The 13,700-nt window shown below is 65.8% G+C and carries 17 protein-coding genes; 6 read left to right on the forward strand and 11 right to left on the reverse strand.

Going from position 1 to position 13,700, the window contains the following annotated elements:
• Nucleotides 1-78: 78 nt before the first annotated feature.
• The 8 genes from ACEN8I_RS07720 to ACEN8I_RS07755 all read right to left on the reverse strand — a co-directional run bounded on the left by ACEN8I_RS07720 (nt 79) and on the right by ACEN8I_RS07755 (nt 5,461).
• The gene (locus ACEN8I_RS07720; RefSeq protein ID WP_413327728.1) at nt 79-465 is read right to left on the reverse strand and encodes a hypothetical protein; all 387 of its coding nucleotides are present in this window, start codon (nt 463-465) and stop codon (nt 79-81) included.
• Nucleotides 466-499: 34 nt separating this feature from the next.
• The gene (locus ACEN8I_RS07725) at nt 500-1,075 is read right to left on the reverse strand and encodes a DUF3299 domain-containing protein (protein WP_413327729.1); all 576 of its coding nucleotides are present in this window, start codon (nt 1,073-1,075) and stop codon (nt 500-502) included.
• 52 nt (nt 1,076-1,127) lie between these two features.
• Entirely contained in the window at nt 1,128-1,421 is a 294-nt protein-coding gene (locus tag ACEN8I_RS07730) for a hypothetical protein (protein ID WP_413327730.1), read from the reverse strand.
• 7 nt (nt 1,422-1,428) lie between these two features.
• Complete coding sequence (locus ACEN8I_RS07735; protein WP_413327732.1) at nt 1,429-2,631, reverse strand: ABC transporter permease; 1,203 nt, start codon at nt 2,629-2,631, stop codon at nt 1,429-1,431.
• A complete protein-coding gene (locus tag ACEN8I_RS07740; protein ID WP_413327733.1) occupies nt 2,628-3,284 on the reverse strand; it encodes an ABC transporter ATP-binding protein in 657 nt (218 codons plus the stop codon). The genes ACEN8I_RS07735 and ACEN8I_RS07740 overlap by 4 nt, the downstream gene beginning before the upstream one ends.
• Entirely contained in the window at nt 3,281-3,796 is a 516-nt protein-coding gene (locus ACEN8I_RS07745; RefSeq protein WP_413327734.1) for a Fur family transcriptional regulator, read from the reverse strand. The genes ACEN8I_RS07740 and ACEN8I_RS07745 overlap by 4 nt, the downstream gene beginning before the upstream one ends.
• 128 nt (nt 3,797-3,924) lie before the next feature.
• Complete coding sequence (locus ACEN8I_RS07750) at nt 3,925-4,194, reverse strand: hypothetical protein (RefSeq protein WP_413327735.1); 270 nt, start codon at nt 4,192-4,194, stop codon at nt 3,925-3,927.
• Between the two features lie 85 nt (nt 4,195-4,279).
• On the reverse strand, nt 4,280-5,461 hold the full coding sequence (locus tag ACEN8I_RS07755) for an FAD-dependent oxidoreductase (RefSeq protein WP_413327736.1): 1,182 nt from the start codon (nt 5,459-5,461) through the stop codon (nt 4,280-4,282).
• Nucleotides 5,462-5,560: 99 nt separating this feature from the next.
• Here ACEN8I_RS07755 and ACEN8I_RS07760 point away from each other — a divergent pair, with 99 nt between their 5' ends.
• The gene (locus ACEN8I_RS07760) at nt 5,561-6,139 is read left to right on the forward strand and encodes a TetR family transcriptional regulator (RefSeq protein ID WP_413327737.1); all 579 of its coding nucleotides are present in this window, start codon (nt 5,561-5,563) and stop codon (nt 6,137-6,139) included.
• A 259-nt stretch (nt 6,140-6,398) separates the two neighbouring features.
• Nucleotides 6,399-7,367, forward strand: coding sequence for a succinylglutamate desuccinylase/aspartoacylase family protein (locus tag ACEN8I_RS07765; RefSeq protein WP_413327738.1), 969 nt, complete (start codon nt 6,399-6,401; stop codon nt 7,365-7,367).
• A 179-nt stretch (nt 7,368-7,546) separates the two neighbouring features.
• On the opposite strand, the gene msrA is transcribed toward ACEN8I_RS07765, so the two are convergent.
• The 3 genes from msrA to ACEN8I_RS07780 form a co-directional block, all read right to left on the reverse strand.
• On the reverse strand, nt 7,547-8,089 hold the full coding sequence (msrA, locus tag ACEN8I_RS07770; RefSeq protein ID WP_074575653.1) for a peptide-methionine (S)-S-oxide reductase MsrA: 543 nt from the start codon (nt 8,087-8,089) through the stop codon (nt 7,547-7,549).
• A gap of 104 nt (nt 8,090-8,193) precedes the next feature.
• On the reverse strand, nt 8,194-8,475 hold the full coding sequence (locus tag ACEN8I_RS07775) for a hypothetical protein (protein WP_413327739.1): 282 nt from the start codon (nt 8,473-8,475) through the stop codon (nt 8,194-8,196).
• 102 nt (nt 8,476-8,577) lie between these two features.
• The gene (locus ACEN8I_RS07780) at nt 8,578-9,471 is read right to left on the reverse strand and encodes a LysR family transcriptional regulator (protein WP_413327740.1); all 894 of its coding nucleotides are present in this window, start codon (nt 9,469-9,471) and stop codon (nt 8,578-8,580) included.
• A 167-nt stretch (nt 9,472-9,638) separates the two neighbouring features.
• Here ACEN8I_RS07780 and ACEN8I_RS07785 point away from each other — a divergent pair, with 167 nt between their 5' ends.
• From ACEN8I_RS07785 to ACEN8I_RS07800, 4 genes are all read left to right on the forward strand, one after another.
• Nucleotides 9,639-10,835 carry an acyl-CoA dehydrogenase gene (locus ACEN8I_RS07785; protein ID WP_413327742.1) on the forward strand — a complete coding sequence of 399 codons (1,197 nt, stop codon included), beginning with the start codon at nt 9,639-9,641 and terminating at the stop codon, nt 10,833-10,835.
• A 24-nt stretch (nt 10,836-10,859) separates the two neighbouring features.
• Complete coding sequence (locus ACEN8I_RS07790; RefSeq protein WP_413327743.1) at nt 10,860-11,639, forward strand: YdcF family protein; 780 nt, start codon at nt 10,860-10,862, stop codon at nt 11,637-11,639.
• 156 nt (nt 11,640-11,795) lie between these two features.
• A complete protein-coding gene (locus ACEN8I_RS07795; protein ID WP_074575658.1) occupies nt 11,796-12,488 on the forward strand; it encodes a TetR/AcrR family transcriptional regulator in 693 nt (230 codons plus the stop codon).
• Nucleotides 12,485-13,690, forward strand: a complete 1,206-nt coding sequence (locus ACEN8I_RS07800; protein ID WP_413327744.1) for an efflux RND transporter periplasmic adaptor subunit — start codon at nt 12,485-12,487, stop codon at nt 13,688-13,690. The genes ACEN8I_RS07795 and ACEN8I_RS07800 overlap by 4 nt, the downstream gene beginning before the upstream one ends.
• Nucleotides 13,691-13,700 lie beyond the last annotated feature (10 nt).

A 13,700-nucleotide genomic window follows, 5' to 3' on the forward strand; every position in this document is an offset into this window, starting at 1 on the left:
ACTCGCTGAATCGGGAAAACAAAAAGGCAAAGCTGCGCCCAGCCGGGCTGGCCGGCGCGAAGCTACTGGAGGGGAATTTCAGCGAGTGGAAGGCGGGCCGCGCGCGTCAAACAGCGCCGCCCAGCGGGCGAGCGCTTCGCCGCGGGAGATATCAAAAACTGCGTTGGAGAGCACCAGTGGCAGGCTCAGCATGGGCAGCGCAGGCGCCGCCTGGCCGTGGCTGGCCTGGTCGAACAGGCGGCAGTCCGAATCGCCGTCATGCGAGGAAAACAGCGAGGCCAGCCATCCGCCACCCGCCTCCTCTTCTTCTTCGACATGCGCAGGAGCGGAGTGTTCCTGGTGATGGCCGTCTTGATGCACATGCGAATGGGAATGAATGTGCGCCTGCGGGCCGTGCACCACGCCGTGCATCAGCCCCAGCAGCTGCGCCAGCAAAAGCGCGGCTACCAACAACAGCCAAGGCAAGGCCGGTGAAGTGCTGAACCGGGAGCCCTTGCGTTTACTTGACGCTGGTGGCATCCGTGATGCGGTAGTAGAGGCCGTAGGCGTCGTCATTGAGGACCAGGAAACGCCCTTCCACCACCACCGGCTCCATGCTGTACTTCACCGGCGTCTTGGTCTTGACCTCGACCATGCTCTCGGGCCCGCCCGGCAGGCAGAAGGCGCAGGTCAGCGGCACCGAGGACAGCAGGAAATGTTTTTGTTTTTCGCCCGGGTCCAGCGGCATCATGAAACCCTGGATGCGCTGGGTTTTCTGGTTCAGCGCCATCTGGTCCAGGGTGAAGACCGGCAGGATGCGGTTTTTCTCGTTTTTGGTTTTCACCGCCGTCAGCACCGACCAGGGCACCACGTCGCCGCGGGCCGAGAGCGGCGGAAACGGGCTGTTGGCACCATGCACACCCGCACCCTGGCCTACCGGCAGGTCAAAACCCGGGCCCGCGACAGCAGCGGCCGGCTTGGCGCCGCCCGCCACCGGTGAAGACAGGGTCTGCGCCTGCAGGCTTGCGACGGCGAAGGACAGGCCGCAGGCCAGCGCGAAGGCGCGGCTCAGGCAATTGCGAAGGATGGGGTTCATGCGGGACTCCTGCAGGTGTGGCACCGGTTCAGGCCTGGGCGGTTCGCCAGGCTCAGTGAACGTGTTTCATGCCGCAGTATTTGCCGACGGCCAGCCCTTTGCAAGCGGCTTGCAGCTCTTTTTCGCAAACTTCGTCTTTTTTGCCCGATTCCAGGCACTTGGCCGCGCCTTCGTGGGCGGCGGCCATGGCACGGTGGCGCTGGATGTCTTCCTTGGTTTCCTTGCTGTCCTTGTCGTCGTGCTGCGCGTAGGCTATCGAAAAACTGGCGCTGAGTACCACCGCGGCAATGGCGGCCAGCACGGGCGACACGGAGAGGAAAGTCTTGAGGGAACGGACGCTGGTCATAAACAGATTACCTTGATTGGAGAAGTTCAAACACACTGACCCGGTAGGCCTCCCAGGCGGGTAGCAGCGCGGACGCCAGCGCCACCCCCAGGGCCAGTACCGGCACGCTTACCAGTTCGATCGGCCAGGACACGGCGCCGATCAACACGGATTTTTCCAGCTGCAACGCCCAGCCCAGCAAGGCTGTCAGCCCCTGGCCCGCCAGCACGCCCAGCAGCGTGGCCAGCAAGGCCAGCCACAAGGCTTCGCACAGCAGCAGGCCGGCCACCTTGCCCGGCGGCGCGCCCAGCATGCGCAGCAGCGCCAGGTCGGCCCGGCGCTCGCGCACCGCGCCCCACAGCGCGATGAACACGCTCAGGCCGGCCGTGAGCAGCAGCACGCCGGCCAGCGCGCGCAGCACGTCGGTGCCCACGCCCACCATGCTCAGCAGGCGCGTGATCTCCAGCGCCGGCGCGGCGGCCTGCATCTCGGTGCTGCTGTTGATGTAGCGCGGAAAGGTCACCGCCGCCAGCGGCGTCTTGTACTGGATCAGCGCCAGCGTGATTTCGCGGTCCTCCTCCAGCACCTTGCGGTCGTCGTCGTCCAGCGCGGTGTCGGTCTCATGCACCTGCCAGACCGACTCGGTGGCCGTCAGCACCAGGCGGTCCAGCACCGTCCGGCTGGGCGCCAGCACGCCGGACACCACATAGGGGCTGAGCTTGTGTTCCTCGCCTCCGCCGCCCAGGCCGTGCGTGCCGGTGAAGCTGTCGCCCACTTTCAGGCCGGTCTGCCGCGCCACCTGCGCGCCTATCACCGCCTGCATGGGCTTGGCCCACAGCGTGCCCTGGGCCAGTTTCGCCTCGTAGTGGCTGATGTAGTCGGGCGTGGTGCCCACGATGCGAAAGCCGCGAAAGCTGTCGCCCAGGCTGATGGGGATGATCTTGGCGACCTGGGGATGTTTTTCGAGCTCCTTCACTGCGGCCAGCGGCACATTTCCGGTCGGCACGTCGAGGTGGAACACCCCCGAAAGAATCAGCTGCATGGGGCTGCCCTTGGCGCCCACGACCACGTCGATGCCGGCCAGGTCGCGGTCAAAAGCCTGGTTGATCTGGTGGCCCACCAGCAGCAGGAAGGTGATGGACGCCAGCCCCAGCGTGAGCAGCAGCAGGTTGAGCGCCGCGGCCAGCGGACGCGACCACAGGTATCGCCAGGCGAAAACAATCGTCTTCATGGCTGGCGGCGCCCCAGTTGCAAGGCCTTGAGGCCTTTTTCATCCTTGAAGAATTCGGCCACGCGGGCGTCGTGCGTGGCAATCACCAGCGTCGCGCCCTGCCGCTGCGCCGTCGCCCGCAGCAAGTCCAGCGACGCGGCGGCGGCCTCGTCGTCCAGGCTGGCCGTCGGTTCGTCGGCCAGGATCACCTGGGGCTTGAGCAGCACCGCGCGCGCCAGCGCCACACGCTGCGCCTGGCCGCCCGAGAGCTGCGCCGGCTTGCGCTGCGCCAGCGCCTGCACATCCAGCGCGGCCAGCGCTTCGGCAATGCGGGCCTCATCGCCCGGCCGGCCCGCGGCCCACTGCGCCATGGCCAGGTTGCCATGCACCGTGAGCGCGGCGCTCAAATGCAGTTTTTGCGGCAGAAAACCTATGGTGGCGGCGCGCCAGGCATCGCCCGCGACCTTGCCCAGCGCCTTCATGGCTTGGCCCGCCACCGTGATCTCGCCCTGGTCGGGCGCCAGCAAACCGGCGGCCAGCGCCAGCCAGGTCGACTTGCCCGAACCCGACGCGCCGCGCAGCAGCAGCACGCCGCCCTGGGCCACGTCCACGTCCTCGAAACGAAGCTCGGGGCCCTTGGGGTAGCGGTACGAGAGTTGGCGCGTGCCGATCATGAGGCGGCCGCACCCGATGCGGAGGTGGCGCAGTCGGCGCACACGCCGCGTACCGCGAAGTCCATGCTCATGCCCTGGTAGCCCAGGGCTTTCAAAGCTTCCAGCGCGGTCTGTGCGGCACGCTCCAGGTCCTTGGCGCTGGCCTTGAGCGCGCCCGAAGAGGTACCGGCCAGCGCGCCCGCCAGCGGGCTGTCGCGGTGGCAGCTCTGGCATTCAAAGTGCGGGATCGCATGCACGCTGCTGGGCATGGCCTGGTAGCGCCGCACACGCTTGGCATCGACCCGGCACAGCAACAACCCCACCTGCGTGAGCCGGTCTATCAGGCGGTACAGCGTGACGCGATCCAGGGCCTCCTCGGCATCGCCGGCCAGCGCCGCTTGCAGCTGCGCGTGGGTGTAGCTGGTGTCGGGGTGCGCCAGCAACCAGCCCAGCACCAGTCGCGCTGCCACAGTGCGGCGCAGGCCGTGGGCGGAAAGCAGGGTGTCTATGGGGTCGGCCGGACGGTCAGTCATGGGGAAAGGAGGCTGGGGCGCAGTTTTTGAAGTGTTGCGGCTTTTTAGCTAACGCAATCGAGTTGCATTATTACCGCAATTGCCCCCCGTTTCCGCTCCGGCTTTGTAAAGCTGCCGAATTTCGGACTTCAGTCCTGGTAGGGCTCGTGGCTTCTGGGCGCCAGGGGCAGTTGCTCGTCCAGCGACTGGCGGTAGCGCAGGCAGCCCTGCAAAAACTGCGGCCAGTCGGGCACCACGGGCAGCGGATCCGACTTCTCCGGCAGCAGCGACCACAGCGCGGGATGGTGCCAGCACAGCTCGTGCCGTGTGCTGTCGCGATGCTCGCGAATGCCTTGGCGCAAGCGCTTCACTTCAGCGATCAGCTGTTCACGCGACAAGCTTTCAAGGTCCGCGTCCATGATGCCTCCGTAACATGACATGTTGAGGGTGAACGAACACCCTCATCATAGGCACCGCCGAAAGTGCCTGCATGCATGAAGCGTGTCAGCGGTAGATCAAACCCGACAGCTGCCATGCCAGGCGCCTGCGCACCTGTGGCAGACACGACAGCACCGACATCGCCAGGTTGCGCAGGGCACGCAGCCCGGGCCGGACCGTGGCCAGCCGCGTCAGGCGGTCAGCCAGGGCGACGATCTGGCGAGCCACGGGCCGACGCTCCGCGGCGTAGGCATCGAGTGAGGTCTCACTGCCGGCCAATGCCTGCTCGAGTGCGCCCGCGAGGCTTATTGCGTCGAGAATCCCCGCATTCATGCCCTGGCCTCCGGCCGGGCTGTGCACATGGGCAGCATCGCCTGCCAGCAGGATACGTCCGGCGCGATAGCTTTCGGCCACGCGATGATGCACGCGGAAACGGGAACCCCATACCACCTCCTGCACCAGGGCGCGTTCACGCTGCGGCCCGCGTGCATCCAGAAGCCCCTGCACATAAGCCGCGTCGGGTTGCTCCGGGGCGTCGCTGACGGTCGCGACCACGCGATGCACACCGTCAGGCAACGGGGCCAGCACCACCATGCCGGCAGGCGAGAAGTACAAGATCACCTCATCTATCGGAACGCCTCCGCCCAGGCGCACATCGGCCAGCACAAACGATTCACCGTAGCTGCCGCCGTTGAATGCGATGCCGGCGCTCTCGCGCACAGCGCTGTGCATGCCGTCGGCACCCACGACAAAGCGCGCACGCATGCGGCTGCCGTCGTCCAGCGTGGCCGTCGCACCTGACGCGTCCTGCACAAGCGCGGCCAATGTGCGCGGCCGCAGTACCCGCCCGCCCAGCTCCACCAGGCGCTGCAGCAACACGCTCTCCGTGACAGCCTGCGAGACCATCAATGTGTACGGGTACTGCGTGGGCAACTGGCTGAAACCAATCGGCACAAGTACCCGGTCACGGTCGCGGATGGTGAATTGCCGAGCCTGTATACCGCGCGCGACCAGGCGCTGCGTGACGCCCAATGGCTCCAGCACTTCCAGCGTGCGGGCGTGCACGACCGCCGCGCGGGAGGTGTTGGCGCCTTCAGCCTGGCGGTCGATGACGCAAGTGCGCACGCCGCGTGCCAGCAGCGATGCCGCCAGCGTAAGGCCCGTGGGGCCGGCGCCAACGATCAGGACGTCGGTGTCGAAGCCCTTGGACGAGGCGGGGGAATTGAGATTGATCGAGGGAAAAGTCATGGTTTACTCTAAAAGTCAACAAGTGTTGGTCAACAACCGTTGGCAATCATAATTGGCACTCCCAAAAAAGTCAACAAGTGTTGGCCTATACTTGTTGATATGACTGAAACAGCCCCCATTCCCTCCCCTCCCCGCCGCTCCGACGCCACCAAGTCCGCCATCCTGGCAGCCGCGCGCGAACAATTCGCCGCCAGTGGTTACCAGGCGGCGACCATTCGCACCATTGCTACGGCGGCAGGGATCGACCCCGCCATGGTCATGCGCTATTTCGGCAACAAAGAGAAGTTGTTTGCGGCAGCAGCCGAGTTCGATTTGCGCCTGCCCGACCTGAGCGATATGCCGCGCAAAGACGTGGGCGCCGCGCTGGTGGAGCATTTCCTGAATCGCTGGGAAGACGACGAAACACTGATGGCCCTGCTGCGTACGGCCGTCACCAACGAGGCGGCTGCCGCGCGCCTGCAGGAAATCTTTGCCACGCAGATGGCCCCCTTGATTGCCAAGTTGTGCGGCGAGCCACGCGCGGCAGCCGCGGCACGCGCAGGGCTTATCGCCTCGCAGATCCTGGGGTTGGCCTTGTGCCGCTATGTGCTCAAGTTGCCACCGGTGGTGGGGCTCAAGCGCGCAGACATCGTGCGCCGTGTGGGCACTACCGTCCAGGCCTACCTGTACGACAACTGAGACAACAACGGATCCAGTTGACTGTGCGCATCGCCCCCCTGCGCATCGGGGTTGTCCAGTCGTTGACGTTTCTCTTTGCTCGACTGACGCCTGTTTTGAAGAACGCTTTTCGCCGGATTTTTGTGCCGCATCGCGCGATGCCTGACCACGATGGAGGCGAATGTATTCCGCGAACGGCGGCACGGGCCGGCGCTGCGCTATAACCTCATATGAGCGCGGCATGCCCGGCGCTCCATCCATTCATCCCTCGGTAACACCCATGTCCCCCAAACACCCCACCCACCTGCGCGCCCACACTTACCACGGCCTGGCCCCCGGCCCGCGGCTGCTGGTCACCGGCGCGGTGCACGGCAACGAGACCTGCGGCACGCGTGCCATCACGCAGCTGCTCGAGGAAATCGACGGCGGCGCGCTGGCGATCGAGCGCGGCACCGTGACCTTTGTGCCGGTGACCAACCCGCTGGCCTACAGCCTCAAGCAGCGCATGGGCGAGCGAAACCTCAACCGCAACATGGCACCCAGCGCGATCCCGCAGGATTTCGAGGACCGCATCGCCAATGTGCTGTGCCCGCTGCTGGACGCGCACGACGTGCTGCTGGATTTGCACTCCTTCCACACCGGCGGCGCGCCCTTTGTGATGATCGGGCCGCAGAACAACCACGGCGCGCTCGAGCCCTTTTCCCATGCGGCCGAGGAAATGCAGCTGGCGCTGCATACCGGGCCGCACCGCATCGTCGAAGGCTGGCTGGAAACCTATGCGCGCGGCGTCAAGCGGCGCACGGCCACAGCCGAGGCCGGCGGCGGCCGCGCCCAGAGCCTGGTGACCGACCCGAACTACGGCGTGGGCACGACCGAGTACATGCGCTCGCGCGGCGGCTACGGCGTAACGCTGGAATGCGGCCAGCATGAAGACCCGCAGGCAGTGCTGGTGGCGCGCTACGCGATTTTGCAGACCCTGGGTTTGCTGGGCCTGATCGCGCAGCCCGCCGCGCCGGTCCCCATGGAGCGCGAAATCCTGCGCCTGGTCGACGTCATGGATCGCGAGCACGCGGGCGACAGCTTCACCCGCGAATGGCGCAGCTTTGACGCGGTGAAGGCCGGCGAGGCCATAGGCATGCGGCATGGCGGCGAAGCCGTCACCGCGCCGGCCGACGGCTTTGTGGTGTTTCCCAACCCGCGCGGCGAAGTCGGCCAGGAGTGGTTTTACTTCGCGCAGCGGCGCCAGTAAGAGTCCTGAAAAAACATATCCGCAGATTACGCAGATTTACACAGATTTAAAACGGGAAAGTTTGTAGCCAAGGCTGAAACTGATCTTCATTCAGTCGTCCTACTCCGGGCAAGCAACTTACATCATGATTTGTCTTTATCTGCGCAAATCTGCGTAATCTGCGGATAGCCTCTGCGGATTCAGTCCTTCACCCGCGAGGCAAAAGTCTTGCGGAATTTCTCGACCTTGGGGCCGACCACAAAAGCGCAATAACCCTGGTTGGGGTTGTTTTCGAAATAGTCCTGGTGGTAGGCCTCGGCCGGCCAGTAGTTCTCCACCGGCAGCACTTCGGTAACGATGGGCTTGCCGAAAAGCTTGTCCTGGCTGGCCTGGCGTATGAAGTCGTCTATGACTTCCTTCTGCTCCGGCGTCGAGTAATAAATGCCGCTTCGGTATTGCGTGCCGGCGTCATTGCCCTGGCGGTTCAGGCTGGTCGGGTCGTGGATCACGAAGAAGATCTCGAGGATTTCCTTGAGCGTGATCTCGGCCGGGTCGTAAGTCAGCTTGACCACCTCGTTGCTGCCGGTGCGGCCGGTGCAGACTTCCTCATAGCTGGGCCGCGCGGCCTGGCCGTTGCTGTAGCCTGACTCGACGTCGGTGACGCCGCGCACCTTGACGTAGACCGCCTCCGTGCACCAGAAGCAGCCGCCGCCCAGGGTGATGGTTTGAAGGGATGAGGACATGGCAATCTCCGCTGAAAACCGTTGGTCGTGGAATGGGCGGAAATCTTACGCCGCGGGCCGCGCAACTGCCGCGGCCGGCCCGCTTGCCCTTGCCCGGCAAGGGCTCAACCGCGCCGGCGCGGGCCCTTGCTGCGGTGCATGGGGCCGACGGCGCGGCGCATCAGCCGCAGCAGCACCAGCGCCGTAACGGCACCGGCGACGGCCAGGCCCAGCGAGCCCATGCTGAACACCGTGTCGTTGGTCTTGCCGTGGCTCAGGATGGCGGCCACGAAGTCGCCGCCTATGTAGGCACCAAACACGCCGACACCGAGGTTCTCGAGGATAAGGATTTTTTCGCGGGTGCCCGCGAGCAAGCAGGCAGCGCCGCCGAAGAGAGCGCCCACCACACACCAGATATACGGGTTGATGCCGTTCTCCAAAAGACTATGAACTGCCCCATGGTGACAGCTTTAGGCCCCCAGCGGTGGACATACTTTCCGCAAGGTCTTTCAGCGGGGGACGGCCGGCGCCATCGCGCGCACCGCCTTGACAAAAGCCGCCAGCGCCTGGTGGTCGCGCGCGGTTTTCCAGAGGCAGTGCGTGTCGTAAGGCGTGGTGGCCGCATCCAGCGGCACAAAGGCCGCGCCGGCCATGGCCGACTGCCGCAACGCGGCCGGCACCAGGGCCACGCCCATGCCCTGCGACACCAGCGAGACCACGCTGAGCCAATGCCGCAGTTCGTAGCGCATCTCGGGGTAAAAGCCGGCTTCGGTGCAGATCGCCAGGATGCGCTCGTGGTAATCGGGCGAGACCGCGCGCGACACCACGGCAAAGGGCTGGCCCTGCAAGGCCGAAAGCGACAGCGAGCGCTTGCGCGCCAGCGCATGGCCGGCCGGCAGGCAGCAGACCAAAGCCTGGCTGGACACCAGGATTTGCGACAGTTCGGGCGGCACGCGCGTGGTGTGCACAAAACCCAGGTCCAGCCGGTCATGCGCCAGCTCCACCAGCTGCTCGCTGGAGCTGAGTTCCTTGAGCGTGAGCCGCAGCAAGGGGTGCTCGGCCTGGAAGCGCTCCAGGATGGCGGGCAAGCCGCTGTAAAGCATGGTGCCGGAAAAGCCTATGGCCAGGCTGCCGGCCATGCCCTGCCCCACGTCGCGCGCATGGCCGGCAGCCTGCGCGGCCTGGTCCAGCAGCGCGCGCGCCGCCGGCACAAAAGCCTGGCCGGCGGCCGTCAGGTTGACCTGCTTGCTGCTGCGGGTGAACAGCTTCGCGCCTATGGAGGCTTCCAGCTGCTGGATATTCAGCGACAGCGGCGGCTGCGAAATCGACAGGCGCCGCGCGGCCCGGCCGAAATGCAGCTCCTCGGCCAGGACCAGGAAATAGCGGAGGTGGCGAAATTCCATGAAGACACCATGAATATGTTTTTTATATCGTTGAATCGATATTTGATATTAGACAACTATTCATGCTTGTCAAACAATCACGCATGGCCGCCGGTGCCTCGCCTCAAGCATTGAGCCGCCCCCTACACTGCAACCCAAGCCTTTCCCTTTTCCGGAGACACCAACCCATGAAAACCACCTTCAACTGGCAGGACCCGTTTTTCTTCATGGAGCAGCTCAGCGAGGACGAACGCGCCATCGCCGACGCGGCCCACGCCTTCTGCCAGGAAAAGCTGCAGCCCCGCGTGCTGATGGCAGCGCGCCACGAGAAGTTCGACCGCGAGATCATGAATGAGGCGGGCGCCATGGGTTTCCTGGGCTCCACAATCGAAGGCTACGGCTGCGCCGGCCTCAACTACGTGAGCTACGGCCTGGTGGCGCGCGAGGTCGAGCGCGTCGACAGCGGCTACCGCAGCGCCATCAGCGTGCAAAGCTCGCTGGTCATGCACCCGATCAACGCCTACGGCAGCGAGGCGCAGAAGCAGAAATACCTGCCCAAGCTGGCCACCGGCGAATGGGTGGGCTGCTTCGGCCTGACCGAGCCCAACCACGGCTCCGACCCGGCCAGCATGCTGACGCGCGCCAAGCCCGTTGACGGCGGCTTCATCCTCAAGGGCGCCAAGATGTGGATCACCAACAGCCCCATCGCCGACGTCTTTATCGTCTGGGCCAAGCTGCAGGATCCGGACGGCAAGGTCGGCGGCCAGGAAAGCATTCGCGGCTTTGTGCTGGAAAAAGGCATGAAGGGCCTGAGCGCCCCCAAGATCGAAGGCAAGATGAGCTTGCGCGCGTCGATCACCGGCGAGATCGTCATGGACGACGTCTTTGTGCCCGAAGCCAACCTGCTGCCCAATGTCAGCGGCCTCAAGGGCCCCTTCGGCTGTCTCAACAAGGCGCGCTACGGCATCGCCTGGGGCGCCCTGGGCGCGGCCGAGGACTGCTGGTTCCGCGCGCGCCAGTACACCCTGGACCGCCAGCAGTTCGGCCGCCCGCTGGCGCAGAACCAGCTGATCCAGAAAAAGCTGGCCGACATGCAGACCGAAATCACGCTGGGCCTGCAGGCCTGCCTGCGCGTGGGCCGGCTCATGGACGAGGACAAGGCCGTGCCCGAAATGATTTCGCTGATCAAGCGCAACAGCTGCGGCAAGTCGCTGGACATCGCCCGCATGGCGCGCGACATGCACGGCGGCAACGGCATCCATGACGAATACCATGTGATCCGACACATGATCAACCTGGAGACCGTCAACACCTATGAAGGCACGCACGACGTGCACGCGCTCATCCTGGGCCGCGCGCAGACCGGCCTGCAGGCCTTCTATTAACTGGCGCTGTTTTCCCGGCCGGCCATGGACTTAGGTGCGCTCAAGCCCGTGCTGGCCGGCCTGGCGCTGCCGCCGGTTTCACCGCTCCTGCTGGCCTTGCTGGGCCTGGTGCTGGCCTGGTGCAACAAAAAAAGAAGCGGGCTCACGCTGGCGACTATTTCCGTGCTACTGCTGGCGCTGCTGAGCTGCCACGGCACGGCGGTGTGGCTGGCGCGCACGGCCCTGCCGCAATTCGCACCGCTGGATCTGGCCGACCTCAAGGCCCGGAAAGTGCAGGCCATCGTCATCCTGGGCGGCGACGTGCTGCCGGTGGCGCCCGAGTACGGCCACAGCCAGCCGAGCGCGGCCACCGCCGCGCGGCTGCGCTACGGCACCTGGCTGGCCCGGCAGTCCGGCCTGCCGCTGGCCTTCTCCGGCGGGTTAGGCTGGGGTGCCCACAGCACACAAACCGAATCGGAGGCCGACGTCGCCGCCCGTGCGCTGCAACAGGACTACGGCCTGGCCCTGCGCTGGCGTGAATCCCAGTCGCGCGACACGGCGGGCAATGCGCGCCTGACAGCGCCGCTGTTGCAGCAAGCCGGTGTGCAGCGCATCGCTTTGGTAACCCATGCCTGGCACATGCCGCGCGCCATGCTGGCCTTTGAACAGGCCGGCCTGGCCGTCACGCCCGCCCCCATGGGCTACGTGCTGCCAGCCCAGGGCGAGCTGCTGGAATGGCTGCCCTCGGCCCAGGGCCTGCAGGCCTCGCGCCAGGTGCTGCGCGAATGGCTGGCGCTGGCCGTCGGGCGTTTCCTGCCCGCTTGAGCCGGGACCGGCCACCTCGTGTGGCGCCAAAGCCGCGCCCACCAAGGCTTTACCGTGGGTTTACCTTATGAGTGCAGGCACCCCGGCGACACTCAACACTTTGGGTTGACGGTCGGAAAGTAAGCAGATATATTACTAACCAGTCAGTCAGTAACTATGTCTCTTTCCAAACTTTTCCACGACAACACCGCAGTCGCCGCCAAGCGCGAGCGCCGCAAGGAAGCACGCCCGGGCGAACTGCTGGACGCCGCCCTGGACCTTTTTGTGGAAAAAGGCTTTGCCGCCACCCGCGCCGAGGAAGTCGCCGCCCGCGCCGGTGTTTCGAAGGGCACGCTGTTCCTTTATTTCCAGAGCAAGGAAGAACTGTTCAAGGCCGTGGTGCGCGAAAACATCTCGGGCCGCTTCACCGAGTGGCGCGCCGAGCTTGAAACCTTTGAAGGCACCACCTCCGAATTGCTGGCCTACTGCATGAACAGCTGGTGGGAACGGGTGGGCCTGACGCGCGCCTCGGGCCTGACCAAGCTGATGATGAGCGAGGCCAAGAATTTCCCCGACATCGCGGCCTTCTACCAGCAGGAAGTCATCATGCCCGGCCACGGCCTGATCCGCAGCATCCTGCAGCGCGGCATGGACCGCGGCGAGTTCCGCCCCATGAACCTGGACTACGCCGTCTACGTCGTGATCGCGCCCATGATTTTCCTGATCCTGTCCAGGCACTCCGGCGGCGTCTGTTTAAGCAGCGAGATTGACCTGGATCCGCAAAAATACATCGCCTTCCAGGTGGAAACCATCCTGAACGGCATCTCCGCGCCGGCAGTCGCCGCCGTGGCCAACAGGAAGGCCGCATGAAGCGCTGGGCCAAGTGGGCGGTCGCCGGCCTCATCGTGCTGCTCGTCGCGGGCGGTGTGCTGCGCGCGCTGGGCGCGCGCAAGGCCCAACAGCAGGCGCTGGCCGCCAGCAGCGCGGCCAACAAGGACATGGGCCTGGTGGAGCTGGCTGCCACCGACGTGGTCAAGGCCCAGGTGCGCGAAGTCGTGCAGGGCCTGCCCGTCTCGGGCTCGCTCAAGGCGGTCAATTCCGCCGTGATCAAGGCCCGCGTCGCCGGCGAGCTGCAGGGGCTGGCGGTGCGCGAGGGCGATGTGGTCAAGGCAGGCCAGGTGATCGCGCGCATAGACGCCGCCGAATACCAGTCGCGCGTGCGCCAGGCCCGCGAACAGGCCGAATCCGCCAAGGCCCAGGTCGACGTGGTGCAGCGCCAGTACGACAACAACAAGGCGCTGGTCGACCAGGGCTTTATTTCCAAGACCGCGCTGGACACCTCGCTGGCCAACCTCAACGCCGCGCAATCCACCTACAAGGCCGCGCTGGCCGCGACCGACGTGGCCGCCAAGTCGCTGGACGACACGGTGCTCAAGGCGCCCATCTCCGGCCAGGTGTCGCAGCGCCTGGCGCAGCCCGGCGAGCGTGTGGGCATTGACACCAAAATCGTCGAAATCGTGGACCTGAGCCGGCTCGAACTCGAGGCCACGCTGAGCGCCACCGACTCCATGGAAGTGCGCGTGGGCCAAAGCGCCCAGCTGCAGATTGAAGGCAGCCGCCAGCCCGTGACAGCGGTGGTCGCGCGCATCAACCCCAGCGCGCAGGCCGGCAGCCGCAGCGTGCTGGCCTACCTGAACATCGACAACCCGGGCGCTACCGGGACTACAGGCGAAGCCGGCACCCCGCCGTTGCGCCAGGGCCTGTTCGCCCAGGGCACGCTGGGCACGGCGCGCGCCTCGCTGCTGGCGCTGCCCGTCAGCGCCGTGCGCACCGACAAGCCCGCGCCCTATGTGCAGGCCGTGGAGAACGGCGCGGTGGTGCACAAGACTGTCGAGCTGGGGGCGCGCGGCGCCGCCGGCGGCGACAGCGTGGTGGCGGTCAAAGGCCTGGAAGAAGGCGCGCTTGTCGTTCGCGGCGAAATCGGCGCGCTGCGCGAAGGCACCAAGGTGCGCTTCACGCAACTGCCCTCCGCGCAGCCCGCCGCCAGCGCGCCCGCCAAACCGGCGCCCTGAGGCTTCACGC

The organism is Polaromonas sp. CT11-55 (assembly GCF_047303325.1).
Lineage (GTDB): Bacteria > Pseudomonadota > Gammaproteobacteria > Burkholderiales > Burkholderiaceae_C > Polaromonas.

Bases quoted from the DNA above. Each gene is read 5' to 3' on its own strand.
- ACEN8I_RS07755 (WP_413327736.1), bottom strand. From the start codon at position 5,461: ATGACTTTTCCCTCGATCAATCTCAATTCCCCCGCCTCGTCCAAGGGC.
- ACEN8I_RS07795 (WP_074575658.1), top strand. From the start codon at position 11,796: ATGTCTCTTTCCAAACTTTTCCACGACAACACCGCAGTCGCCGCCAAG.
- ACEN8I_RS07800 (WP_413327744.1), top strand. From the start codon at position 12,485: ATGAAGCGCTGGGCCAAGTGGGCGGTCGCCGGCCTCATCGTGCTGCTC.
- ACEN8I_RS07760 (WP_413327737.1), top strand. From the start codon at position 5,561: ATGACTGAAACAGCCCCCATTCCCTCCCCTCCCCGCCGCTCCGACGCC.
- ACEN8I_RS07780 (WP_413327740.1), bottom strand. From the start codon at position 9,471: ATGGAATTTCGCCACCTCCGCTATTTCCTGGTCCTGGCCGAGGAGCTG.
- ACEN8I_RS07745 (WP_413327734.1), bottom strand. From the start codon at position 3,796: ATGACTGACCGTCCGGCCGACCCCATAGACACCCTGCTTTCCGCCCAC.
- ACEN8I_RS07790 (WP_413327743.1), top strand. From the start codon at position 10,860: ATGGACTTAGGTGCGCTCAAGCCCGTGCTGGCCGGCCTGGCGCTGCCG.
- ACEN8I_RS07740 (WP_413327733.1), bottom strand. From the start codon at position 3,284: ATGATCGGCACGCGCCAACTCTCGTACCGCTACCCCAAGGGCCCCGAG.
- ACEN8I_RS07730 (WP_413327730.1), bottom strand. From the start codon at position 1,421: ATGACCAGCGTCCGTTCCCTCAAGACTTTCCTCTCCGTGTCGCCCGTG.
- msrA (WP_074575653.1), bottom strand. From the start codon at position 8,089: ATGTCCTCATCCCTTCAAACCATCACCCTGGGCGGCGGCTGCTTCTGG.
- ACEN8I_RS07750 (WP_413327735.1), bottom strand. From the start codon at position 4,194: ATGGACGCGGACCTTGAAAGCTTGTCGCGTGAACAGCTGATCGCTGAA.
- ACEN8I_RS07725 (WP_413327729.1), bottom strand. From the start codon at position 1,075: ATGAACCCCATCCTTCGCAATTGCCTGAGCCGCGCCTTCGCGCTGGCC.
- ACEN8I_RS07735 (WP_413327732.1), bottom strand. From the start codon at position 2,631: ATGAAGACGATTGTTTTCGCCTGGCGATACCTGTGGTCGCGTCCGCTG.
- ACEN8I_RS07765 (WP_413327738.1), top strand. From the start codon at position 6,399: ATGTCCCCCAAACACCCCACCCACCTGCGCGCCCACACTTACCACGGC.
- ACEN8I_RS07785 (WP_413327742.1), top strand. From the start codon at position 9,639: ATGAAAACCACCTTCAACTGGCAGGACCCGTTTTTCTTCATGGAGCAG.